General features: G+C 59.4%; 24 protein-coding genes. 16 read left to right on the top strand and 8 right to left on the bottom strand.

From position 1 onward, the window contains the following. On the top strand, nucleotides 1-789 hold a 789-nt coding region (gene kdsA, locus G5358_RS12970), incomplete at its 5' end, for a 3-deoxy-8-phosphooctulonate synthase (protein WP_421324208.1). A gap of 143 nt (nucleotides 790-932) precedes the next feature. Here the strand turns inward: kdsA and grcA are convergent. Further along, entirely contained in the window at nucleotides 933-1,313 is a 381-nt protein-coding gene (gene grcA, locus G5358_RS12965; RefSeq protein WP_216951849.1) for an autonomous glycyl radical cofactor GrcA, read from the bottom strand. Nucleotides 1,314-1,696: 383 nt separating this feature from the next. On the opposite strand from grcA, the gene G5358_RS12960 reads away from it, so the two are divergent. The 3 genes from G5358_RS12960 to G5358_RS12950 all read left to right on the top strand — a co-directional run bounded on the left by G5358_RS12960 (nucleotide 1,697) and on the right by G5358_RS12950 (nucleotide 3,790). Continuing rightward, nucleotides 1,697-2,419, top strand: coding sequence for a substrate-binding periplasmic protein (locus G5358_RS12960; protein WP_421206196.1), 723 nt, complete (start codon nucleotides 1,697-1,699; stop codon nucleotides 2,417-2,419). Between the two features lie 69 nt (nucleotides 2,420-2,488). Beyond that, nucleotides 2,489-3,166, top strand: a complete 678-nt coding sequence (gene ung, locus G5358_RS12955) for a uracil-DNA glycosylase (RefSeq protein ID WP_266134094.1) — start codon at nucleotides 2,489-2,491, stop codon at nucleotides 3,164-3,166. Nucleotides 3,167-3,238: 72 nt separating this feature from the next. Beyond that, a complete protein-coding gene (locus tag G5358_RS12950) occupies nucleotides 3,239-3,790 on the top strand; it encodes a hemerythrin domain-containing protein (RefSeq protein WP_216951846.1) in 552 nt (183 codons plus the stop codon). A 73-nt stretch (nucleotides 3,791-3,863) separates the two neighbouring features. Here G5358_RS12950 and G5358_RS12945 read toward each other — a convergent pair whose 3' ends face one another. Next, the gene (locus tag G5358_RS12945) at nucleotides 3,864-4,838 is read right to left on the bottom strand and encodes an ABC transporter substrate-binding protein (RefSeq protein WP_421324207.1); all 975 of its coding nucleotides are present in this window, start codon (nucleotides 4,836-4,838) and stop codon (nucleotides 3,864-3,866) included. A gap of 445 nt (nucleotides 4,839-5,283) precedes the next feature. Here G5358_RS12945 and nrdD point away from each other — a divergent pair, with 445 nt between their 5' ends. The 4 genes from nrdD to G5358_RS12925 all read left to right on the top strand — a co-directional run bounded on the left by nrdD (nucleotide 5,284) and on the right by G5358_RS12925 (nucleotide 8,813). After that, on the top strand, nucleotides 5,284-7,401 hold the full coding sequence (gene nrdD, locus G5358_RS12940; protein ID WP_042079841.1) for an anaerobic ribonucleoside-triphosphate reductase: 2,118 nt from the start codon (nucleotides 5,284-5,286) through the stop codon (nucleotides 7,399-7,401). A 100-nt stretch (nucleotides 7,402-7,501) separates the two neighbouring features. Then, nucleotides 7,502-8,011, top strand: a complete 510-nt coding sequence (gene nrdG, locus G5358_RS12935; protein WP_194496516.1) for an anaerobic ribonucleoside-triphosphate reductase-activating protein — start codon at nucleotides 7,502-7,504, stop codon at nucleotides 8,009-8,011. Nucleotides 8,012-8,075: 64 nt separating this feature from the next. Further along, complete coding sequence (locus G5358_RS12930; protein WP_005338440.1) at nucleotides 8,076-8,246, top strand: YqaE/Pmp3 family membrane protein; 171 nt, start codon at nucleotides 8,076-8,078, stop codon at nucleotides 8,244-8,246. Nucleotides 8,247-8,420: 174 nt separating this feature from the next. Beyond that, a complete protein-coding gene (locus G5358_RS12925; RefSeq protein ID WP_005358848.1) occupies nucleotides 8,421-8,813 on the top strand; it encodes a TonB family protein in 393 nt (130 codons plus the stop codon). Nucleotides 8,814-8,868: 55 nt separating this feature from the next. Here the strand turns inward: G5358_RS12925 and G5358_RS12920 are convergent, their stop codons facing one another. The 5 genes from G5358_RS12920 to G5358_RS12900 form a co-directional block, all read right to left on the bottom strand. Further along, nucleotides 8,869-9,225 carry an MliC family protein gene (locus G5358_RS12920; RefSeq protein WP_201972991.1) on the bottom strand — a complete coding sequence of 119 codons (357 nt, stop codon included), beginning with the start codon at nucleotides 9,223-9,225 and terminating at the stop codon, nucleotides 8,869-8,871. 146 nt (nucleotides 9,226-9,371) lie between these two features. Further along, a complete protein-coding gene (locus G5358_RS12915; protein ID WP_421324206.1) occupies nucleotides 9,372-10,136 on the bottom strand; it encodes a substrate-binding periplasmic protein in 765 nt (254 codons plus the stop codon). A 171-nt stretch (nucleotides 10,137-10,307) separates the two neighbouring features. Continuing rightward, on the bottom strand, nucleotides 10,308-11,405 hold the full coding sequence (locus tag G5358_RS12910; protein ID WP_421324205.1) for a DUF2955 domain-containing protein: 1,098 nt from the start codon (nucleotides 11,403-11,405) through the stop codon (nucleotides 10,308-10,310). After that, nucleotides 11,395-12,450 (bottom strand): HlyD family secretion protein, encoded by a 1,056-nt coding sequence (locus tag G5358_RS12905; RefSeq protein WP_042079833.1) that lies wholly within the window; start codon nucleotides 12,448-12,450, stop codon nucleotides 11,395-11,397. The genes G5358_RS12910 and G5358_RS12905 overlap by 11 nt, the downstream gene beginning before the upstream one ends. 1 nt (nucleotide 12,451) lies before the next feature. Then, nucleotides 12,452-12,964, bottom strand: a complete 513-nt coding sequence (locus G5358_RS12900) for a MarR family transcriptional regulator (RefSeq protein ID WP_005349886.1) — start codon at nucleotides 12,962-12,964, stop codon at nucleotides 12,452-12,454. Between the two features lie 298 nt (nucleotides 12,965-13,262). On the opposite strand from G5358_RS12900, the gene G5358_RS12895 reads away from it, so the two are divergent. The 5 genes from G5358_RS12895 to G5358_RS12875 all read left to right on the top strand — a co-directional run bounded on the left by G5358_RS12895 (nucleotide 13,263) and on the right by G5358_RS12875 (nucleotide 19,127). After that, nucleotides 13,263-13,433 (top strand): hypothetical protein, encoded by a 171-nt coding sequence (locus G5358_RS12895; protein ID WP_200879874.1) that lies wholly within the window; start codon nucleotides 13,263-13,265, stop codon nucleotides 13,431-13,433. 518 nt (nucleotides 13,434-13,951) lie between these two features. Further along, a complete protein-coding gene (locus tag G5358_RS12890) occupies nucleotides 13,952-15,268 on the top strand; it encodes a 2-hydroxycarboxylate transporter family protein (RefSeq protein WP_421324204.1) in 1,317 nt (438 codons plus the stop codon). A gap of 23 nt (nucleotides 15,269-15,291) precedes the next feature. Next, nucleotides 15,292-16,842 (top strand): NAD-dependent malic enzyme, encoded by a 1,551-nt coding sequence (locus G5358_RS12885; RefSeq protein ID WP_421324203.1) that lies wholly within the window; start codon nucleotides 15,292-15,294, stop codon nucleotides 16,840-16,842. 17 nt (nucleotides 16,843-16,859) lie between these two features. Further along, nucleotides 16,860-18,428, top strand: a complete 1,569-nt coding sequence (locus G5358_RS12880) for an ATP-binding protein (RefSeq protein ID WP_021229142.1) — start codon at nucleotides 16,860-16,862, stop codon at nucleotides 18,426-18,428. 3 nt (nucleotides 18,429-18,431) lie between these two features. Beyond that, on the top strand, nucleotides 18,432-19,127 hold the full coding sequence (locus G5358_RS12875) for a response regulator (RefSeq protein WP_005338420.1): 696 nt from the start codon (nucleotides 18,432-18,434) through the stop codon (nucleotides 19,125-19,127). Nucleotides 19,128-19,203: 76 nt separating this feature from the next. Here G5358_RS12875 and G5358_RS12870 read toward each other — a convergent pair whose 3' ends face one another. After that, a complete protein-coding gene (locus tag G5358_RS12870; protein ID WP_139405952.1) occupies nucleotides 19,204-20,103 on the bottom strand; it encodes a DMT family transporter in 900 nt (299 codons plus the stop codon). 233 nt (nucleotides 20,104-20,336) lie between these two features. On the opposite strand from G5358_RS12870, the gene G5358_RS12865 reads away from it, so the two are divergent. The 3 genes from G5358_RS12865 to G5358_RS12855 all read left to right on the top strand — a co-directional run bounded on the left by G5358_RS12865 (nucleotide 20,337) and on the right by G5358_RS12855 (nucleotide 23,028). After that, entirely contained in the window at nucleotides 20,337-21,131 is a 795-nt protein-coding gene (locus G5358_RS12865; protein ID WP_421206202.1) for an AraC family transcriptional regulator, read from the top strand. 167 nt (nucleotides 21,132-21,298) lie between these two features. After that, complete coding sequence (locus tag G5358_RS12860) at nucleotides 21,299-22,579, top strand: GGDEF domain-containing protein (RefSeq protein WP_216951838.1); 1,281 nt, start codon at nucleotides 21,299-21,301, stop codon at nucleotides 22,577-22,579. Nucleotides 22,580-22,614: 35 nt separating this feature from the next. Further along, the gene (locus G5358_RS12855; RefSeq protein WP_216951837.1) at nucleotides 22,615-23,028 is read left to right on the top strand and encodes a VOC family protein; all 414 of its coding nucleotides are present in this window, start codon (nucleotides 22,615-22,617) and stop codon (nucleotides 23,026-23,028) included. The last annotated feature ends 101 nt before the right edge of the window (nucleotides 23,029-23,129 follow it).

Below are 23,129 nucleotides of genomic sequence, written 5' to 3'. Positions count from 1 at the left end.
GGCGGCATGAACGTGCTGGAATCCCGCGACATGGCGATGGCGGTGTGCGAGAAGTACGTGGAAGTGACCAGCAAGCTGGGCATCCCGTTTGTCTTCAAGGCGAGCTGGGACAAGGCCAACCGCTCCTCCATCCACTCCTACCGCGGTCCGGGTCTGGAAGAGGGGATGAAGATTTTCCAGGAGCTGAAAGCGACCTTCGGCATGCCGGTCATCTCTGATCTGCACGAACCCCATCAGGCCAAGCCGGTCGCCGAGGTGGTTGACGTTATCCAGCTGCCCGCTTTCCTGGCGCGCCAAACTGATCTGGTGGAAGCCATGGCCCGCACCGGCAACGTCATCAACATCAAGAAGCCGCAGTTCCTGAGCCCAAGCCAGATGAAGAACATCACCGACAAGTTTGAGGAGTGCGGCAACGATCAGCTGATCCTCTGCGAGCGCGGTGCCAACTTCGGTTACGACAACCTGGTAGTGGACATGCTGGGTCTGGGCGTCATGAAAAAGAGCACTGGTGGCTATCCGGTTATCTTCGACGTAACCCACTCCCTGCAGTGCCGTGATCCGCTGGGTGCCGCCTCCGGTGGCCGTCGCGAGCAAGTGACCGAGCTGGCGCGCGCCGGCATGGCGGTCGGTCTGGCCGGTCTCTTTATCGAATCCCACCCGGATCCGAAAATTGCCCGCTGTGATGGCCCGAGCGCCCTGCCGCTCGACAAGCTGGAAGGCTTCCTCAAACAGATGAAGGCCATCGATGACCTGATCAAGGGTTTTGAGCCCCTGGATACCTCTGCTTGATGGGACAAGCACTTATCACAAGGCCTCGCAATGCGAGGCCTTGTTTTTGCGCTTGCCCAGTGAAAGCACGTATAAAAAAACGGCCGACAGGCCGTTTTTTGTGCTGATACAGCAAGTATCAGCGGTTCACTGCAGGACGCTGATTACAGGCTCTGGGTGAAAGTACGGGTAACCACGTCACGCTGCTGTTCCGGGGTCAGGGCGTTGAAACGCACTGCGTAGCCAGATACGCGGATGGTCAGCTGCGGGTACTTCTCCGGATTCGCGATAGCATCTTCCAGGGTTTCGCGACGCAGCACGTTGACGTTCAGGTGCTGACCACCTTCAACAGCCGGTTCGGCCTGAACAGGCAGTTCGCGGTATTCGAACTGACCCAGATCAGAGAGTGCGACTTCCTGATCGGCAGCAAAGGCATCGCCTTTGACACAGATGCAGCGAGCCTGTTGCTTCTCTTCGTCCAGCAGCCAGAAAGAGTTCAGCAGGGCGGTGTTGGCAGCCTGGGTGATTTGAATGCCTTTGATCATGGTATGACTCCTCAATGGGAACGCGAATCCAACTGTAAGGAAATTACCCTGATGTATTTAAGCTACCGTTAATTGCGGTGGCTTAAAGGGCCCTTGCCTTACACCTTTGCTTTGATGGGGTCATATATACCATGTTGGTAATATTACTAAAATTGATCTAGATCAATAAAAATTAATAAAGCGCCATTTAAATGGGATTAAATTCTTGAGTTTAATCAAAAATAGGTCATTTTTCTGATTTTGTAAGATATCAAAATTATGCATCTTTTACCTTTTTAATCTAGTAATTTAACTACATCTTTTCGGCTTTTCTGTGGTGGATTGAGGAGTTGGCTACACTCAGCAGAAAGCAAGGAGAGTGTCGGGTGAATATCAGGTGGCGAATGTGGGGATGGTTGGCCCTGTTCTGTTGCTGGGCAATCACAGCTGTGGTCCGGGCCGAAACAGTACGCATAGCGGTGGGCGAATGGCCGCCTTATATCAGTGAGTCGCTGCCCAATCAGGGGTTTCTCTGTCAGGTGGTACGTGAGGCCTTTGCCGAGCAGGGGGTCGATGTCAGCTTTCATTTCTACCCCTGGTCTGAGGCATACAGCCTGACTCTTGAAGGGCGTTATATGATTACCATGCCCTGGTTTCGCTCTCGCGAGCGCGAGCAGCACTTCTATCTCTCTGCATCGCTGGGCAAATTTACGACCCGTCTGCTTGCACTTAATGGTTCGCCATTGGTCAGTTTGGGTGAGCTGAAAAACGAGCCTGTCGGGGTTACCCGTGGCTATTTTTATGGTGAAGGGTTTGCAGCAAGGCAATCCGAGCTGTCTCTTGAGTGGTCCGACTCCGATGAGGAGAGCATGGAGAAACTGCTCACCGGACGCATTCGTTATCTGGTCATGGATGAACAGGTGGCACAGGTTCTGTTTCAGCAGGTTCTCTCTCGTCATCCCCAAGCGGCAGCATTGAGTGGTGCCCCCGATCCCATCTGGTCCCAGCCGGGCTATCTGCTGATGCGCAAGGCCGATCCCGATGCCCGCCGCTTGATGTTGCTGTTTAACGCCGGTCTGCACAAACTGGAGCGCTCCGGCCGGCTCGCCAGGCTCTGGAAAGTGTGAGTCACGGTTGCGTCTTGCGGGCTGCCCCCCTATCCTGACTCCTTCGCCGTATCAAGTGAGGAGGCCGGGGTGCTGACCTGGAGTGATGTGATTGGCTCTGAAAAAGAGCAGGACTATTTCAAGTGTACGCTGGCGACCGTCAGGGCAGAGCGGGAAGCGGGCAAGGTGATCTACCCCCCCGCGGCCGATGTGTTCAATGCTTTCAAACTGACCGAACTGGATCAGGTCAAGGTGGTGATCCTGGGGCAGGATCCCTACCACGGCCCCAATCAGGCGCACGGGCTCTGCTTCTCCGTTCTGCCCGGCGTGCGTACGCCTCCCTCACTGGTCAACATCTATAAGGAGATGCAGCGGGATCTGCCTGGTTTCGTCACACCCAATCACGGTTTTCTGGAGTCCTGGGCCAGACAGGGGGTTCTGCTGCTCAACACAGTGCTGACAGTGCAGGCCGGTCAGGCACACTCTCATGCCCATCTGGGGTGGGAAACCTTCACCGATCGGGTCATTGAGCAGATCAATGCCAGTTGTCAGGGGGTGGTATTTCTGTTGTGGGGCTCCCATGCCCAGAAGAAAGGGCGTTTTATCGACCGGCAACGCCACCACGTGTTGACGGCGCCCCATCCCAGCCCCCTTTCTGCCCACCGTGGTTTTATCGGTTGCGGCCACTTTTCCGAGACCAACCGCCTGCTGGAATTGCAGGGTAAAAGCCCGATCGAATGGCAATCTGTCTGCCAACCACTTGATTGAGTGCAAAGTTCGGGCGACAAATGACCGTATACTCAGGAAAGTAACATTTTATTTCAGCGCCAAGGAGTGCCCATGTTATCGAGTCTGCACAAGGATCACCTCAATATCGCCCGACTGCTGGATCTGCTGAAGCAGAAGCTGGCCGCCATTCGTGCCGAGCAACCCATCAGCTATTTTCTGGTGCGCGATGTCATCGATTATCTGCGGGAGGTCTCTGACAAGTATCACCACCCCAAGGAAGATCTTGTCTATGACTACTACCTGAAATACCGGGTGGTGGAGGGGGATGTCGCGAACCGCTTGCATGAAGAGCATCTCAAGTTGCTGGAGGCAGGGACCGAGCTCAAGGAGATGGTGGAGATGATCCTGATGGATGCGGTGATCCCGCTCGATCAGTTCACCGCCAAGCTGGAGCGCTTCGTGGAGCTGCAAGAGGCACACATGAACTACGAAGAGGGGGTGATCTTCCCCCATCTGCGTGACTCCCTGACCGAGGATGACTGGCGTCATCTGGAGCAAAACTGGCAGAACCGAGCTATCGGTGATCCTCTGTTTGGTGCCGAGATCAGCCAGCACTTCCAGGCGCTTGCCAAGCGCCTCTCCCTGCCTTTTGCTGCCAGCTGACTCACGCGGCTTTCGGTCATCAGTCATCTGACTGTGCAGGTGTTACCCGGCCAATGTGCCGGGTTACTTATTGTTACTCACGCCACATGATCTTGTTGTGCCATTTGTCGGGCACAGTGAGCTGCCAGCGGGCCAGCTCGCTCTTGCTGAAGACATATTCGCCGCGCAGGGCCGCTCGCGGGGAGATAGTACGGGGCAGGGTGCCCGCCAGTATGGTGTTGATAAGGGACGCTGCCTGCAACCCCTGATCGTGGCCGTCCAGTACCAGCCCGCCGATGGCCATCCCCTTGCCGACGGCAAACTCCCAGAAACAGAAGAGAGGAACCGGTGTGTTGGCGCTGGTCCACTCCAGCACAGTCTGTTCGCTCACATGCTTGCCATTATCGTCGACCAGCGTGTGGTAGAGGCCGAGGAAGATTGCCTGATAGCCATTCTTCTTGGCGTTGAGCACCGCCTCCTGCCAGAGGCTGTAGTCGCCCATCAGCTGGCTGTTGACCCGGGTCTGGCCGACTCGCAATTCGGTCTGGGTCTTGAATTCATCCTCAATGGCAGTGAGGGCCACATTGCTGGAATCAAACAATACCAGCGCCTTGTCGAGCCCCCCCATCATCTGGCTTATTTCGCTGATGTTGCGCTTGAGCAGGGGGCGCTCCAGCACGCCGGTGATCTTGGGGTGGCCGACAAAGCCTTTGAGGCGGGGGTTCTCGTTCATGCCGAGAAAGACCACCGGGGTACCCAGCGAGGCGATCTCGTTGGCCAGATAGTTGATGGCGTTGTCATCCCCCAGTACTACCAGATCCGGTTTGCTCTTCAGATAAAAGGCGATGGCTTGCTGGGCGATCTCGTCGAACTTCTCCCGTGGATGGCGTTTGGTATCCATATAGAAGTGGGTGATCTTGTGCTCACCCTGCAAGCCATCGAGCAGCCCTTTGTTGTAGCTTTGGTCCCACAGGTATTCGGGATGGTAGCTGCTGATCACCAGAATGTTGGCGGCCCAGAGCGGCAGAGAGAGGGTGGATAGCAGTAGCAATAGCAGGGAGGTGCGCATGTGTTATCCCTTGTCGAGGGGGAGAGAGTTCTTGTTCAGTATGGGCGGTTTTGGTTGACGCTGTCATCTCGAAACCGGTGCGGTGGGGGGGCAATTTTTTTCGGGTGGGTGGATCGGACGCCAGCCCGCACCCCGCTTGAGACTGGATTTGAATGGAGCTTTTTGGGGTTGGTCGTGAACTGTCCCGCTCGCTGAAAAACCTGTTCTGGATCAAGAAATGAGGCTTCGCTTTAGTGCCTAATAGACACCACATATAGGGACGCATTCGTCTTTAATCCCTATATGTTGTGTTATTAAGCTGTGTATAAGCTGTTCCTCTCCTATCTTCAGCCCAGGCTTGTCAAGCCTCGGCTGAATTTATTTGCGTCCAGGACGAGATGCCGGGAGGGGGGCCCAACAAGGGTGAGCCAGAGGCAAATGCCTGGCCTTTTAACGGGGAAAATTCATGAAACCGGTTGTGATCAAACGTGACGGATGTCGCGCACCATTCAATGCCCAGCTGATTGCAGAGGCGGTCAGCCGTGCGGCGGAAGCGGTCAATCAGGCCAATCCGGCACTGGCTTCCCGCATTGCCAATGCAGTGAGTCAGGAGCTGGAAGGGCGTGGTGAAGTTGATATCCACGAGATCCAGAACCGGGTCGAAAACCACCTGATGGCTTCCGACGACAAGGCCATCGCCCGTGCCTATATCGAATATCGCCACGACAGGGATCAGGCTCGCGAGGCGCGCGGCCGTCTGGCGCAGGAGATCCGCGGTCTGGTTGAGCAGACCAATGCCGCCCTGCTCAACGAGAATGCCAACAAAGACTCCAAGGTGATCCCGACCCAGCGCGACTTGCTGGCCGGTATCGTCGCCAAGCACTATGCCACCAGCCACATGCTGCCCCGTGATGTGGTTCAGGCTCATGAGAGCGGTGATCTGCACTTCCACGATCTCGATTACTCACCTTTCTTCCCGATGTTCAACTGCATGTTGATCGATCTGAAAGGGATGCTGACCCACGGCTTCAAGATGGGCAATGCGGAGATCGATACCCCGAAATCCATCAGCACCGCCACGGCCGTGACCGCCCAGATCATCGCCCAGGTGGCGAGCCACATCTATGGTGGCACCACCATCAACCGCATCGACGAAGTGCTGGCCCCCTATGTGACCATCAGCTGGCAGAAGCACCGTGAAGTGGCCGAAGAGTGGGGCATTGCCGACGTAGAAGCCTACGCCATGGCCCGCACCGAGAAAGAGTGCTACGACGCCTTCCAGTCGCTGGAGTACGAGGTCAACACTCTGCACACCGCCAACGGTCAGACGCCCTTCGTCACCTTCGGCTTTGGCTTGGGGGACAGCTGGGAGTCGCGGATGATCCAGCGTGCCATCCTCAGCAACCGTATCGCTGGCCTTGGCAAGAACAAGAAGACCGCCGTGTTCCCGAAACTGGTGTTCGCCATCAAGGATGGCCTCAACCACAAGCAGGGCGATCCCAACTACGACATCAAGCAGCTGGCGCTGGAGTGTGCCTCCAAGCGGATGTATCCGGATATCCTCAACTACGACCAGGTCGTGAAAGTGACCGGCTCCTTCAAGACCCCCATGGGTTGCCGCTCCTTCCTCGGTGCCTACGAGGAGAATGGCGAGCTGATCCACGAAGGTCGCAACAACCTGGGTGTGGTGAGCCTCAACCTGCCGCGCATCGCCCTGAAATCCCGTGACGAAGCGGACTTCTGGGATCGTCTGGATGCCTCCCTGCGGGTCGCCAAGAAGGCGCTGATGTACCGCATCACCCGTCTGGACGGGGTGAAAGCACGGGTTGCGCCGATCCTCTATATGGAAGGGGCTTGCGGCGTGCGCCTCAAGGCCGACGACAACGTCAGCGAGATCTTCAAGAACGGTCGTGCCTCCATTTCCCTCGGTTATATCGGGGTTCACGAGACCATCAACGCCCTGTTTGGTGACAAGGTTCACCTGTTTGACAGCGCCGAGCTGCAACAGAAAGCCATCGCCATCATCGCCCGTCTCAGGGCAGCCATTGACGAGTGGAAAGAGGAGACTGGCTACGGCTTCAGCCTCTACTCCACCCCGAGCGAGAACCTCTGCACCCGTTTCTGCCGCATCGACGCCAAGGAGTTTGGCGTGGTATCCGGCGTGACCGACAAGGGTTACTACACCAACAGCTTCCACCTCGATGTGGAGAAGCAGGTCAATCCGTACGACAAGCTGGACTTCGAGGCGCCCTATCCGCCCATCGCTAGTGGTGGCTTCATCTGCTACGGCGAGTACCCCAACATCCAGCACAACCTGGAAGCGCTCGAAAACGTCTGGGATTACAGCTATGACAAGGTGCCCTACTACGGTACCAACACCCCCATCGACGAGTGCTACGACTGCGGCTTTACCGGTGAGTTCGAATGTACCTCCAAGGGCTTCACCTGCCCGCGCTGCGGTAACCATGACCCGGCCAAGGTGTCGGTGACCCGCCGTGTCTGCGGCTACCTCGGCAGCCCGGATGCTCGCCCCTTCAATGCGGGCAAGCAGGAAGAGGTGAAGCGCCGCGTCAAACATATGTAAGCGCACAGGCGATGAAGAGCTGGCCCCTGACTCAAGGGGCCATTTTCATTGGAGGGCGGCAGTTATGCCGCTGTCCCGTGAACGAGGCAGGAAACAAGCGATGCACTACCACCAATACTACCCGGTCGATGTGATCAACGGCCCCGGCACCCGTGCCACCCTGTTTGTCTCGGGCTGCGAGCACCAGTGCCCAGGTTGCTACAACCAGAGCACCTGGCGGCTCGATGGCGGCAAGCCGTTCGATCAGGCGATGAGCGATCGCATCATTAGCGACCTCAACGACAGCCGCATCAAACGGCGAGGTCTGTCGCTCTCCGGCGGCGATCCGCTCCACCCGGCCAACGTGCCCCACGTGCTGGCGCTGGTGAAACGGGTGCGCGCCGAGTGTCCGGGCAAGGATATCTGGTGCTGGACCGGTTATCTGCTCGGCGAACTGTCAGAGGCCCAGCGCGAGCTGGTGGCCTTGCTGGATGTGCTGGTGGATGGCAAGTTTGAAAAGGCGTTGGCAGACCCCGGCCTGCTCTGGCGTGGCAGCAGCAATCAGCAGATCCACGACCTCAACGCCTGGCGTGATGCGGGTGAGCGAATTCCCTGTCTGGTTTGCAGTTGAAGCTCGGGATGTTTATGGTTAGCCCATTCCAATCCTGACGACATTTTTGAAAAGGAGAGCCGAGATGAACAATCTGCTCAAGATCCTGCTGGCCATTTTCCTGCCCCCGGTGTGCGCGTTTATCCAGGTGGGCTTTAGCCTGCACTTTTTAATCAACATTGTGCTGACCCTGATGGGCGGTCTGCCGGGCATGGTCCATGCGCTCTGGCTGGTGGTGAGCGACAAGCGCGGCTGATGCCAGAGGCTGGTTAGTGAGCTTATTGACGATAAAAGGGCCAACCTCTCGGGGTTGGCCCTTTTGTTCATGTTCATACGAATACTTTTTCGTTAGGATGGGTCACTGACCAAGGGGCGCATTGAGCGTCCCGCAGTCCGGCAACAAGCACCGGCAAAGAACAAGGAGCGTTACATGAAGTGGAAAGTCGCAGTATGGTCAGGTCTGGCAGTGACACTGCTGCTGGGGTGCTCATCCCGTCAGGAGGTGGCGCACGAGCGCGCTCCGATCGCTATCCCCCTCGAGCAGTTGTCCAGCTACTGGGTTCAGGAGAAGCAGTGGTCATGGCTTGGCAACGACGAGCCAGCCCTGCCAGCCAAACCGGTCAAGGGGTATGTGGAAGTACGCTATCAAATCGACGCCAGCGGCACGCCGGTCAAGCCGGAAGTGGTGGCGGCCGAGCCCCCCGGCGAGCTGGAGCAGAGCGCGCTGGCGACCCTCTCGCGGATCCGCTACAGCCCGGCAGAGGGCAACCCGGATGCCATTCCGGTCGAGGTGACCAACCGCTTCGAGATCGAGATCAATTGATCCCCACCACTCTGATGCCAGAGAAAGAGAGACCCCGGCCAGGCCGGGGTCACGTTTATTGCTGTTTGCAGTCGTTGTAGGCGGTCTGCCACTCGCCATCCTGATCCCGCAGTTCCACAAAGCCCTCATCCCCCTTGTTCCACCAGACGGCCTCATGTTCGTCCGTATAGCGGGCGCCGGAGGCCGAAATGGCCTGGGGCAGGGTGTAATCCTTGCCGTTCGGCAGTGATAGCTTGATAAAGTTGAGGCTCTCGTCTGAGAGGGAGAAGTAGCGCACCTGCACCTTCTTGCCCTGCTCGCACTGGTAACTGACCGGTTCGCCACCAGTGACTGAGAGGGTATTGCCCTGATTGCAGCCAGCGAGCAGGCCGAGGGCCAGCGCACCAGCGGCCATCATATGTGCTTTATTCATGATTACAGCTCCATTGGTGTCATACGGGCGTGAGCCTAACAGGTTGCCGTTATTGTGCAATCAGCGGGGCCATTCGGTGCGTCGCTGGCTGTCCGGCATACCGCGCGAGTATGAGGGGGATGCCGCTATCAGCAAGGTAGTGTCAATCAGTGCAGGCCAAGTCTGGTTTCAAACTGGCGGATCAGCGTCTCATAGGTGCCGTTGTTCTTGATCTTCTGCAATCCCTGCTCGAACTGCTTGGCCAGCGCTTCCCCTTGCGGGTGGTGGCGGGAGAAGGCGAGCCAGAAGCCATCGGTGGAGAGTTTGCCAACCTTGACCACCTTGCCGGTCAGCTGCTTCTGCTGGATCTTGAGGTAGCCCGGCATGCCATTCATCAGGATGTAGTCGACCCGGCCACGTACCAGCATCTCGAGGATCTGGGCATCGGATTTGGCCTGAAAGCGGGTGATCCTGGGGTTTTCCATAAAATCGGTGGGATAGGTGTAGCCTAGGGTGATGCCCACCTGCTTGCCCTCCAGCGAGGTGAGTTTGAGATCCCGTTGCGGTTCGCTGGCGAGGGCGAAGATGGCGAGATCCTCCTCGAACATGGGGGTATCGTGCCAGTGGTACTGGTAACGGTTCTCTTCGGTGATGGTGGCGTTGAAGCACCCCGCAAGTTTGCCGCTTTTCGCATCGTGCATGCAGCGGGCGAAGGGGAGGGTGCGAAAGACTATCTCGATCCCTTCGGCGGCAAACACCGCCTTGACCAGCTCAGGCGCCAGTCCGCGTGGCTGGTCATCCTCATTGTCCTTGTCGCGCTCGCAGTAGGGGGCCCAGTCATCTTCGGCACCAATGACAAGCGGGGTGGCCCCGAGCGGGCTGGTAGCCAACAGCATAAGACAAACCAGCCATTTTTTTAACAACGCGACCATAGGTACACCTCATCGACAGCAGCCTTACAAGCATAGCCGTACTTCTGCGCTGAGCTGTGGTGGTGGGGGGATGACAAGGGTGGAACACGAGGGAGAGAAAAAACGCCCCGGCAGGCGACGGGGCGAAAGAGAGCTCATCCATGGGCTGACAACAGTGCTTACAACAGGAAATCAATAACCGAAGCGGGTCGCCTCGAAGCGATTGAGCAACCGGTGGACGAGGTAGCAGGCCAACAGGGTGACCACAATGGCAAACAGGATGCTGCTCACCCGGTAGAGGGCGCTGAACACCAGATCGTTGCCCGGAGTGAGGTACTGGCCAAACAGGATGCCGAGGGTAGTGAGGGCGCCAAAGCCTACACCCGAACCACCCGCCTCCTTGACGTGGGCATGGCTGAACAGCATGGCGCCGAGCCACAGTAACGGGGCGACAAGCAGCAGTTGCCCTGACCAGTCATAGAGCAGCAGCTGGCCGAGCAAGCCGAAGGTGACACCCAGCAAGGTGCCCATCGCCCGTTTGCGGGCATAACTCAGGGCGCCGTTCCAGTGCATGGGGAACAGCACCAGCAGGGTTGTGGCCTGGGCTGACATGGAGTCGCGCAGGTCAAACACCTGAAATACCAGAAACGACAGGGTGGCCACCGTGGCACCCAGCAGGGCTTCATGGCGCATCCGGTGCGGCGCCTTGGGGGCCGAGGTGGGCTTGGGTCTGGCCTCCACATCCGGGATCAGCATGGTCATCAGATAGGCGATCAGCACCGACAGCACGCTCGCCCAGATATTGTTGAGGAGCAGGTCGTTGAGGTCGGTCTGCGGATAGCTGGCAAAGTGCAGCATGATGCTGAGGCTCAGTACCCCGTTGGCCCCGAACAGAAACAGGCTGCCCCGCGACATGGCGGCGAAGCGGTAGAGAAACAGCAGAAAGGCGATGGGGGTCATCAGCGCCGGATGGCTGCCAAACAGTCCCCCCAGCAGCCCGACCTCAACCCCACAGACCACCGCAGCCGCGATCAGCTGGCGTGCGGCATGGCCATTCATCACCGGCACCATTCCCAGCAGCAGCACAGGCGTGACCGTATAGAAAACCCCGTAATTCCAGCCAAACAGCTTGCAGAGCAGAAAGCCCGTGGTGCAGCCAAAGGCGATGCGCAGGCACTGGCGCAGCTCGTTGCCGGTGAGGGGCCGATACCAGAGGTGGGTGGCAGCAACACCGGCGGGGTGGGCTGGGGCAGTATTGGCCGACGGGTGAGTGGCGTGGTTAGTAGACATAATGGAGCAGGCTGAGCAGGTGGATCTGGCCCCGTGCCAGCATGGCGGTCAGGGCATTGTCCGGCAGCAGTTGCACCGTGGCCCGAGCCCCGGCTGGCAGATGATCGGGGAGCTGGTCCAGCTCGAGGTGCAGCCGCATCCGCTGGGCATCCCGTACCCAGCGATCAGACTCCACCGGCGCGGCCAGTCGACCATTGGCATCAAACTGACCGGCGCTCACTCCGGCATCCAGACTGCTTACCCGAGCAGGATAGAGCTGACCCGGCTCGCCATCGAAGGCGACCAGTGCGCGGGTTTGCTCGCCGACATGGCGCAGGCTTTTCTCCCGAAAATCGGCAATGACGTCCACCTGTTCCGACACCAGCGCCAGCAGCGGGCTGCCCGCGCTGGCGATACTGCCCGGCTTGAGCTGCAGGTTGGTGATGGTGCCATCCTGATCCGCGTGGACCTGGCTGTAAGAGAGGGCCAGCTGCGCTTGTGCCAGCTTGTTGCGGGCCTGGCGCAGCAACAGATTATCCTCACCGGTCACGCCACGACTGGCCTTGATCTGGGCCAGTTTGGCCTGACTGGCGCGCAGGTTGGCCTGGGCGCTGCGCAGGGCGCTGTCAGCTTCATCTTTTTGTTGCAGCGAAACCATGTGACGTTGGTAGAGCGCATCGATCCGCTCAGCCTCGCGCCACTTCTGGCTGGCCAGGGTCTCCTTGGCGTTGATCTCGGCAACGGCGGCGGTCAGGGCGGCATCCAGTTCACTGTTCTGCTGCTCTGCCTGCGCCAGCGCAAGGCGGGCCTGCTCCACAGCCAGTTCAAAAGGGGCCGGATCCAGCCTGAACAGCAGATCCCCCTTCTTGACCTGCTGGTTGTTGTGAACGGCGACCTCGATCACCTTGCCGCTCACCTGGGGGGCCAGCTTGGTGACCACCCGGGTCGCCATCGCCTGAGGGGTGAGGGGCATCAGCAGGTCGGCTATCAGAAAATAGGCAAACAAGGTGGCAAAGCCCGCCATGGACCATTTGATCCAGCGGGTAAATTGTTGATCCGGAGTCATCTTATTCTCTCTCTGTGTCGGTCTCGGGAGGGCTTGTATCGCCTCCGGCTTGTCGGTCGTGGTGTTGTTCAATTTTGCTGAGGGCGTTGGCCGAGATCCGCTGCACCGTGGCTTCAAACAGCTGCAGGGTCTGCTCGTCGATGCCCCCCAGCAGCTCCCGGCGGATATTCATGATGCGGTCGGCGATCTGATCGAGCAGGGTCTGGCCAGCCGGGGTCACACAGACGATGCGGGCCCGCTTGTCCTGACTGCAGCAGTGGCGCTCAATCAGTCCCTGCTCTTCCAACTGGCCCAGGGTGCGCATCAGGGATGGCAGTTCTATTTCGAGGGCTTCGGCCAGGGTCTTCTGGCTGACATGGTTCCCCATGCGGGAGAGTTTCCACAGCGCGGTCCAGCGGGGATGGGTGAGGCCAAGGGGGGCCAGCTCCAGATCGGCGGCAGTACGCCATAGCCGGTGCATCCGCGCTATCTGCTCGGCGAGCGACAGCTCGCGCAACCTTTCCAGATCCGTCATCTTCTCATCCTCAATGTACTTAGCCTGCTAAGCATCATACTTGTTTAGCAGGCTAAGTAAATAGTGTGATGCGGATCATGTTTCTGGTCGGATCTTTCGCTGGTGCGAGTTGGCAGCATTCGAGCCCCTGATATTATTCTCGGGACTGATCCACTCGAGGCTCTCTTGCCGATTCGGATATTGCGCCGTGAATGGAGGATATCCGGCGATTATTTTCATGAAATTTTCAGCTTCAGTGAGCAGCTCTTTTTTTATCCGCTAATATTGATGGGGTTATAAAACAAGGGGGAAACGGGTTGTGGATGGATATGACAGTGGATGTGTGTATCTGGCAATTGAAGCGCTGTTGAGTGATGGAGAATATGGTGCAGAGTCACATCATGGTATGAATCGGGAAGGCGCTATCAGAAGTACCGATATCAGTCATGATTTTGACCCCGCCAATATTCCATTGCTGTTGGCAGAATAGACCTGACCGTGTGTGATCCTTGTGAGTTCAAGCCAGTGCTCTGGTATTCGCTGGCTTGACTCATCACTATTTCAATCTCCCCTTTTTGCATCTTTCTTCTCACCCTTTTTCATCGTGCGAGCTTCCTGCACGCCGACTCAAACCCTGATGTGGCACGCCGTGGCACTCGCGTTATGGCGATGACATTGCCCGCTGATTATCACTCACAGGAGCTGTGGCGATAAATGGTCGCAGAGCTTGTCATCTGGCTCTGTTATTTCCCCGAAGGGGGGGAGATCATCGCATCGTTATTACTGCTGATCACCCAAATATCCGCCATTATGGTCGCTCGTTTTATCACCCTATTTCCTGACTTGGTCGGGTATCGTATGTCTGGTGTTCTATTGTGCAGCGCACGTTGGCGGCACCATGATGTTTAAGTTTTTAATGTTTTTATATGGCTTTGCAGTCTGGCTAACCGACAGGGGAGAGGGGGATCAATAAAGTAGCGGCCACAATCACACGCAGAGTACATAACAATGAAAAACCTCTCACCCCTACAAACCACACAAGAAAAGGCCGCCTTTATGGGCGGCCAACAAATTGCCGGTATGCCGCTCTTTATATTTCTGGGGCTGGCGACCTGTGTTCTCTTTTCCGGCTGGAATGGCTCGTTGCCGCTGGGCATGGTCGGTGCGCTGGCACTGATGTTCGTGCTGGGCACCCTGCTGACCGAGCTGGGTGAGCGGATCATGCCGATCCGTGAATATCTGGGGGGCGGCACCATCCTCGCCATTTTCGGCGGCGCCGCCCTGTTCGAATATCAGCTGCTGCCGGTGCAGGCGGGGCAGGTCATCACCCACTTCATGAAGGAGGGTGGCTTTCTCAACTTCTTTATCGCCAGCTTGGTTACTGGCTCCGTGTTCGGTATGAGCGGCGCTTTGCTGAAAAATGCCGCCATGCGCTACCTGCCGGTCATTCTTGGTGGCGTCGCACTGGCACTGCTGAGCGTTGGTCTGGTCGGCTCCCTGATGGGGTATGGCTTCAAGAATGCGGTGCTGCTGATCGGCCTGCCGATCATGGGCGGTGGCATGGGCGCCGGTGCGGTGCCGTTGGTGGAGATCCTCTCCGGCCCGATGCAGATGTCCAGTGCGGATCTCTTGTCGCGCATGGTACCGGCGGTGGTGATCGCCAATACCCTGGCCATTCTGGTGGGCTCCCTGCTGGCGCGGCTCGGTCGCCGTTACCCCTCCCTGACCGGCAACGGCAAGCTGATGGTCAAAGAGAATAGCCAGAACATTGCTGACGAGCAGGCCGAAGCGCCGACCCTGCAGAGTCTGGGTATGGGCCTTTTCATCAGCTCCAGCATGTTTGTGCTGGGCTCCCTGCTTGGCAACTTTATTCCCATGCACCCCTTCGCCCTGATGATTTTGGCTGTCGCCTTTATCAAAGTGAGTGGCCTGCTGCCGCGCCGTTATGAGCAGGCGGCGGCCGACTGGTATCAGTTTGTGGTGAGCAACCTGACCCCCTCCCTGCTGGTGGGGATCGGCGTCGCCTATACCAGTATTCCCGAGCTCATCAGCGCCTTCTCCATCAGCTACTTCGTGCTGGTCATGGTCACCGTGATTGGCGGCGCCCTCGGTGCGGCGCTGGTCGGCAAGCTGATCGGCTTCTATCCCATCGAGGCGGCCATCACCGGCGGGCTCTGCATGGCCAACATGGGGGGGACCGGCGATGTGGCTGTGCTCTCGGCGGCCCAGCGGATGAAGCTGATGCCCTTTGCCCAGATCTCCTCCCGTCTCGGCGGTGCCGTGATGCTGATTTTGGCGACCGCTCTTATCTCCCTGCTTGCCTGATACCGGATTGAGGAACAAACAAGATGAACGACATCATGATGGGCACCAGCCTGCCCTATGCAGAACGCAAGCGTCAGGGTGTACGCGGCCGCATGCCGCATAAGGAGGAGTCTCTCTCCCAGCAGCGGCGCCGGATCTACCGATTGGTCAGCGCCATGCAGAGTCCGTTTGACCAGCATCTGCTGCTGCGCCAGCTGCAGGAGGACAACCCGGTGCTCTTCTACGATCTGGTGCGTCACCACCTGCCGGAGCTGCTGCCAATCATCTACACCCCGGTGGTGGGGGAGGCGTGCCAGCGCCACAGCGACCTCTATCTACGCAGCCACGGCCTCTATCTCTCGTGGCATGACAGGGACGATCTCGATGACATCCTCGAGTCAGTGGAGCAGGAGGTGGATGTGATCGTCATCTCCGACGGCGAGCGGGTGCTTGGGCTCGGCGATCTCGGTATCGGCGGCATGGGGATCTGTATCGGCAAGCTGGCGCTCTACTCCGCAGCGGGTGGCATCAACCCGGCACGTACCTTGCCGCTCTGCGTCGATGTGGGCACCAACAACCCCGAGCTGCTGGAGGATGACTCCTACCTCGGCTGGCAATCCCCGCGCATCGATGGCGAGAGCTACTACCACTTCATGGACAAGGTGGTGGCCGCCATTCGCAAGCGCTGGCCTCAGGTGGTGCTGCAGTTTGAAGACTTTGCCGGCAAGCATGCCGCCAACTTGCTGACCCGTTATCGGGACGAGCTCTGCATGTTCAACGACGATATTCAGGGCACGGCGGCGGTTGCCTCCGCCTGCGTGCTGGCCGGGTTGCAGCAGGCAGGTACTGCTCTGTGCGATGCCCCGGTGCTGATCGTCGGGGCGGGCTCGGCCGGTTGCGGCATTGCCGCCATGCTGGCCCAGCTGGCGGGGAGTCACGACGGCGTCTGGCTGTTTGATCAGGATGGGGTGGTCTGCAGCGATCGCCCCAAGCTGACCCGCGCCCAACAGCCGTTTGCCCGCGCCGTAGAGGAGGGTAACAGCTCGCTGCTGGAGACCATTCGCCAGGTGCGTCCGGCGGTCTTGATTGGCGTGAGCGGGCAGGGCGGCCTCTTTACTGGCGAGGTGTTGCAGGCGATGGGGGAGGTGTGCGAGCAGCCGGTGATCCTGCCACTCTCCAACCCGACCCGTAGCGCCGAGGCCACCCCCGAGCAGGTGTGGGCCGCCACAGATGGCCGCGCCCTGCTGGCCACCGGTAGCCCCTTTGCGCCGGTGACGGTGGCCGGGGAGCGGCGGGTAGTCTCCCAGTGCAACAACGTCTATGTCTTCCCAGGGATTGGTCTCGGAGCCTGTGCCGTCAAGGCGCGCCGCATCAGCGATGGCATGTTGCTGGCCGCGGTGCGGGCTGTCGGCGCCTATCCGCTGGTGGCGGGTAGGCTGCTACCCCCCATCGAGCAGGTGGGAGAGGTGGCCCGCGCCGTCGCCAGAGCGGTGGCACTCTGTGCCCGCGAGGAAGGATTGGCCGATTTTGTCGGCGATCCGGCACCTTTGATTGACCAGACCTGGTGGCATCCGCACTATTGGGCAGCGTCCTGACGTTTTAAGGTATGTGCATGAAACTTCGCCACCAGTTGGTCACCCTCTCTCTTGGGCTCTCCCTGCTGCTGATCCTCATTCTGGGCAGTCTGCTGGCCCTCTTTATCCGCCATCTGCTGGAGAGCAATCTGCAGGATAAGGGGAGCGATCTGGCACGGGTCATGGCGGCGGATACCCGGGTGGTCGAAGCTCTGCGCCAGGGCAGTGATCCGACTCTGCGCGACTATGTGGAGGCGGTCTGCAATCGCACCGACGCCACCTATATGGTGGTGACCGACGAACATGGTCGCCGCCTCAGCCACCCCAATCCCGAGCTGGTGGGGCAGAAGTTCCGTGGCGAGGATATCTGGCCCGCGCTGCAGGAGCGGCGCAGCTACTGCTCCAAGGATCGGGGCACCATGGGGCCGGCGATCCGCTGCTTCTCCCCGGTGGTGGGCGGTGACGGGCGCGTCATGGGGGCCGTGGTGGTGGGCTACCTGATGCAGCAGGTGGAGGGCATCTATATGGAGCGGGTGGCCCTGCTCATCAGCGCCATTGTGGCGGTGCTGGGGTGCGGCCTGCTGCTGGCGCTCTGGGTGCAATACCTGCTGCGCAAGACCCTGCTCGATCTGGAGCCGGAGGCGATCGTGCGCCGCTTTACCCTGCAGGATCTGGTACTTGAGCACATCACCGAAGGGGTGATTGCCCTCGATGGTCGCGGCAATATCAACATGATCAACAGCACCGCCAGCTATCAGCTGCGGCTGCCGGTCACCGGGCGCCATGCCCTGCAGGGGCAGTCGCTGGCGGAGCTGGTGCCACCTCTTGCCCCCTGTCTGGAGCAGGAGGGTGGGGAAGTGAGCTTCACCATTCAGGGAGAGTCCTTTGTCGGCCGCTGGCAGGCGGTGCAGGGCAAGGCGCCGGGGCGGTTGCTGATCTTCAGCCGTCCGGAGGTGGCTGCCAGTCTGGGGGTACAGGTGACCCATCTGCGCCAGTATGCCGAGATGCTGCGGATGCAGAGCCACGAGTTTGCCAACAAGCTGAGCAGCCTCTCCGGCCTGTTGCAGCTGGGCCATGTGGATCAGGCGGTGGAGCTGATCCAGCAGGAGAACGAAGCGTGCCAGACCATGCTGCAGGAGCTGCTGCGGCTGATAGACAACAAGCCGGTGGCGGGGCTTATTCTCGGCAAGTTCAGCCGGGCCCGCGAGCTGGGGGTGACTCTGGAGCTCGATCCTGACTCGGCGCTGGCGGAGTATCCGGCCTCGGTCTCGGCCGATCTCATCACCCTTATTGGTAACCTGCTGGACAACGGTCTGCAGGCGGCCTGGCGCAACCGCCAGCAGCGGCCGCCGCGGGTGCTGCTGTCCCTGTGCGATGTGGGGCGGCGGCTGGTGATCGAGGTGGAGGATAGCGGCGAGGGGGTCGACGAGGAGCTGGCCGATCACCTGTTCGATTACGGAGTGAGTCGCCAGAGCGGCGATCACGGGGTGGGTCTGTTCCTGGTCAAGGAGACCGTGGGTCGGCACGAGGGTGTGATAGAATGGCGGCGAACCGCCGAGCAGACCACCCTGTTTGGTATCTACTTGAATAAAAACCAATTAATGTGAGCCATGGACCCAATAATCACGCTTGTTATTGAAGATGACGATCGGATCGGTGCCATCTTGTCAGAACTGGTGGCGGCGACACCCGGTTTCTCCCTGCTGGGGCGGGCCGGCACCCTGGCCCAGGCCGATGCCATGATGGCCGGTGTGGTGCCCCAACTGCTGCTGGTGGATGTCTCCCTGCCCGATGGCTCCGGCCTTGAGTGGGTGAGCCGCCTGCGTAGCCACAACCGCGAAGCCTACGTCATCATGGTGACTGCCTCGCGGGATGTGGAGACCATCCAGCAGGCCCTCAACCTGGGGGTTCATGACTACGTCATCAAACCATTGCGGCTGTTTCGCATCCAGCAGAGTCTGGACGAGATCCTGCAACTGCACAGTCGCCTCTGCGAGCGGGGTCGGCTGGAGCAGGAAGATCTCGACAAGCTGCTGGGCAAGGGAGGGCGCTCCCAGATCAAGGAGATGCGCGTCACTCCCAAGGGGATCGACAGCATCACCCTGCGTCAGGTGCTGGATCTGCTGGCGGGTGAGCCGGAGAACGTCTTCTCCACCGACACGGTGGCGCTGCGACTCTCCCTCAGCCGCACCACGGCGCGCCGCTATCTGGAGTATCTGGAGTCGGAAGATCGGGTGGATGTAGATCTCAACTACGGTCAGCGGGGGCGGCCGGAGCGGCGCTACCGCTGGCGCCGGGCCGGTTGAGGTGCTCACTGACGTGCATTGCAGAAACAACAAGGGAGCCCATGGCTCCCTTGTTGTTTCCGGACGATGTTGGTTCTCAGGCGGCTTCCCGTTCTGCTACCGGTGCACGCCCCTTCAGCTGGGAGGCCATCACCCCGCCCAGGATCAGCCCGCCCCCCAGCAGGTGATAGCCGTGGATCGGTTCACCCAGGCTGACGACGGCGATCAGTGCCGTACAGAGCGGCATCAGGTTCATAAAGACCGAGGTGCGCTCTGCCCCCATACAGGCGAGGCCGCGCATCCAGCAGTAAGCCGCCAGCAGGGAGGAGGCGAGCCCGGCGAAGAGCACCAGACCCCACCCTTCGGCCGGCACCGCCATCGAGTCGGCACTGAGAGCGAGCGGCACCAGCAGTAGCACGGCCAGCAGGATCTGCATATAGAGGTTGAGCCAGGGGCCAAACGGCAGTTGCCAGCGGCGGATCAAGAGGCCGTAAAGGGCGTAGCTGGCGGAGCCGAGCAACATCATGCCATCCCCCGGGTTGATGCCGTTATGGAGCAGGGCGAGCGGTTCGCCCTTGCCAAGCAGCCAGAGCACTCCGAACAGGGAGATACTCATGCCGAGCAGTGCCTGTTTGCCGGGACGCTGGCCGAAGAAGAGCGCCCCTTGCAGCAGGGTGAGCAGTGGAATGAGGGAGCCGATCACCCCCATATTGGTGGCCGAAGTGCTGTGAGCAGCGTAGTAAGCGAGGCACTGGTAGAGCACCATACCGAGCGCCGCCAGCACCAGCAGCTTGCCGAACCAGGGGCGAACCTCGCTACGGCGGCGCCACAGCTGCGGCAGGCAGAAGGGGGTCAGTGCCAGAGCGGCGATCACCCAGCGATAGAAGGAGATAGCCGCGGGGTCGAGCACGCTGGCGGCCGCCTTGGACACCACGGTATTGGTAGCCCAGATCAGCACCGCCATCAGCGGAAAGAGAAGAGGGGAAAAGATTCGCATCAGAGGCTCCTTATTAACAGGGGGCCAAGTCTACCCTTGTCTTTATATTATCAAGTAGCGTAAAACAGACAGATGACCCAGCAGAAAAGACAACTCTTTCTGATGCACCTTTTTCCGGCCCACACGGGCTGCGTTTGCCCGCAACTGATGGCTGCTTTTGACCTGTGCCGGAGACCGAGCCAACAGGGCGTTGCATCACGCCTGCTCCTCTCTCTCGCTGACAAGGGGCGCTGATGGCCACTCACCACTTTCAGCCGGTAGATGTCGTTCTGCCCGCTCCCAATCCGCTCTATTTCAGTTACCAGCAGATGCTGGCCGACAGCGCGACCGTGCTGCACTCCCACCCCTGGGGCCAGCTCAACATGATCAGTCTGGGGATCATGGAGATAGAGCTGGGGGATCAGCGACTGGTGGCCCCTGCCGACTACCTGATCTGGGTGCCGGCGGATCTCGACCACACCTCCTACAACGAGCAGACCCTCGACTACACCTCCATCTACGTCAGCCACGAGCTGGCGGCCAAGCTGCCGCCAGAGCCCAGATTGCTGCTGCTCACCCCGCTGATCCGCGCCCTGCTGAGCGATTTTTGCGAACGGCGGGTGAGCCATATGGCGGATGAGTGGGATCAGCGTCAGGCCGAGTTACTGGTGGAGCGACTGGCGCGCACCCGCTGTCAGGAGAGCTACCTGCCGATGAGTCAGGACAAGCTGCTGGCTCCCATGCTGGCGGCGTTACACAGCGATCCTGCCGATCCCCGAACTCTGGCCCAGTGGGCCGGACAACTGCATACCACAGAGCGCACCCTGGCGCGGCGCTGCCTGCGGGAGCTGGGGATGAGTTTCGGTCAGTGGCGGGCGCGGTTGCGGCTGCTCAAGGCGCTGGCCTGGCTCAAGGGGGACATGCCGATTCAGGAGATCAGCTGGCGGCTCGGTTACGGCTCCACCTCGGCCTTTATCGCCATGTTCAACCGGGAGCTGGGCTGCTCCCCTCAGCGTTATCGCCAGCAATCGGCAGAACGGGGGCTCTAATGGGAAAAAATGGGAGCGATGCAGTGTGAATGCCATGATAAGTAGCCTGTTTCTTGTCGTTACAGGGATTATCATAGAGCCCTGTTATCATGGGCCATCTGGCAGCAACGATCGGTTGTCTGCCGGAGTGAATGGCTGTGCCTTCATATTCAGGGGTTAGGGTAAGCATGATCGCGTCCGGTTCCCGTTTGGCCGAGTCACTATTCTGGTATCTGCTGGCGCTCACCGGTTGTGCCATCCTGCTGTTCGAGTTCGGGCCAGAGCGAGTTCTCGATATCAAGGAGTGGCCGCTCTCCATCACAGTGCAGCAGCCACGGGATGCTGGGCCGGGGGCGGTGCGCTATCAACCCTCGGCGGATGATCATCCCGGAGTGGTCTGTACGTTAACCGCCAATCCGGCCAGCTACCCAAGTTGCGGCCTTATCCTCACCCTGACCCCCCGTGACAAGGGGATTAATCTGACCCGTTTTGGCACACTTCATATCCGTTTGAGCGTAACCGGGGCTGGCGAGCAGGATTGGCGCTTGTATCTGCGCAACTACAATCCGGTCTATGACCGGGTTGATGAGCCTGAGCAATCCAAGTTCAACGAGATCATTTTTCGGCCGGCGGATTACGGCCGGGATCACGAGGTGCCACTGGATGTGTTTACCCCGGCGACCTGGTGGATCACCCGTTACAATGTGCCGTTGCAGCAGCAGGGGGCCAATCTGGATCGGGTTTATGCCATCGAGGTTATGGCTGGTTCAGATATGCCGCCCGGTAAGCATGGCGTGGTGATCGAAGCGCTGCAGTTTCACGGTAGCTGGCTCGATGCCACCCTCTTCTATCGGCTGATCCTGTTTGTCTGGTTTCTTTACGGTTGTACCGTTTTTCTGATCAACCACCTTTTGATGAAGCAGCGCTTGCAGCATGCCCATCAAGCCAAACTGGAGGCCGAGGCGCTCAACCGGACCTTGAGTGAAGAGAATCGCCGCTCCCGCGAGGAGGCCTGTTATGATGCCCTGACCGGCGCCCTCAACCGGCTCGGCGGTGAGCGACTGCTGCTCGAGATAGGTGAGCAGCCCTGCACTCTTGTCTATATCGATGTGGATCACTTCAAACAGATCAACGATAGCCATGGCCATCCGGTGGGAGACGAGGTGCTCAAACTGCTGGTCAGCGAGATCCTGCGCCACTGCGATCCCCTCTGCCATCTGGTGCGCTGGGGGGGAGAGGAGTTTGTGTTGGTCTGCCTTGATTACGATGAGTTGCGGGCGTGTATCCTGGCCGAGCGGCTGCGTACCCTGCTGGAGGCATCTGCCCATTGGCCGCTGGCCTTGCGGGTGACCGCTTCGTTCGGGGTGGCCGAGCGGGGGGGAGAGCCATGGGAATGCGTACTCAAACGTGCCGACGAGGCGCTCTATCAGGCCAAGACGCAGGGACGCAACCGGGTAGTGGCGCATTGAGGGCGGTAGCATGACATGTTAAAGACGAGAGCAAGATGACCAGACAATCTATTGGTGCCCTGACCCTGCTGGTGGCCGACTATGACGAGGCTATCGCCTTTTTCACCGAGGGGCTGGGGTTTGCGCTGCTGGAAGATACCCGGCTCGACGAACTGGGCAAACCGGGCAAACGCTGGGTGCGGGTTGCTCCCGCTGGCAGCTCGGGTTCCTCGTTGCTGCTGGCGCGGGCTGCGACCCCGGAGCAGCTGGCCGCCATTGGCAAACAGGGTGGCGGACGGGTATTTCTGTTCCTCGAGACCGATGACTTCTGGCGGGATTACCGGCGGATGCAGCAGTATGGTGTCCATTTTTGTGAACAGCCTCGACAGGAGTCCTACGGCACCGTGGTAGTGTTCGAGGATATCAGTGGCAACCGCTGGGACCTGCTGCAACGCGCTGCTGCCAACTGAATCTGAAAACGTTTATCATCCCGCCTGTCATAAAGTCATAAAAGTGTCACAGAAAATTCTAATAATTGGCGCACCCATCTTCACAGAGGAGAGAGAAGGGA

Origin of the sequence: Aeromonas sp. 604176 (assembly GCF_049170755.1) — a bacterium.
In the GTDB taxonomy this organism is placed as follows: Bacteria; Pseudomonadota; Gammaproteobacteria; order Enterobacterales; family Aeromonadaceae; genus Aeromonas; species Aeromonas veronii_A.
This window is presented reverse-complemented; position numbering and strand designations above follow the sequence as displayed.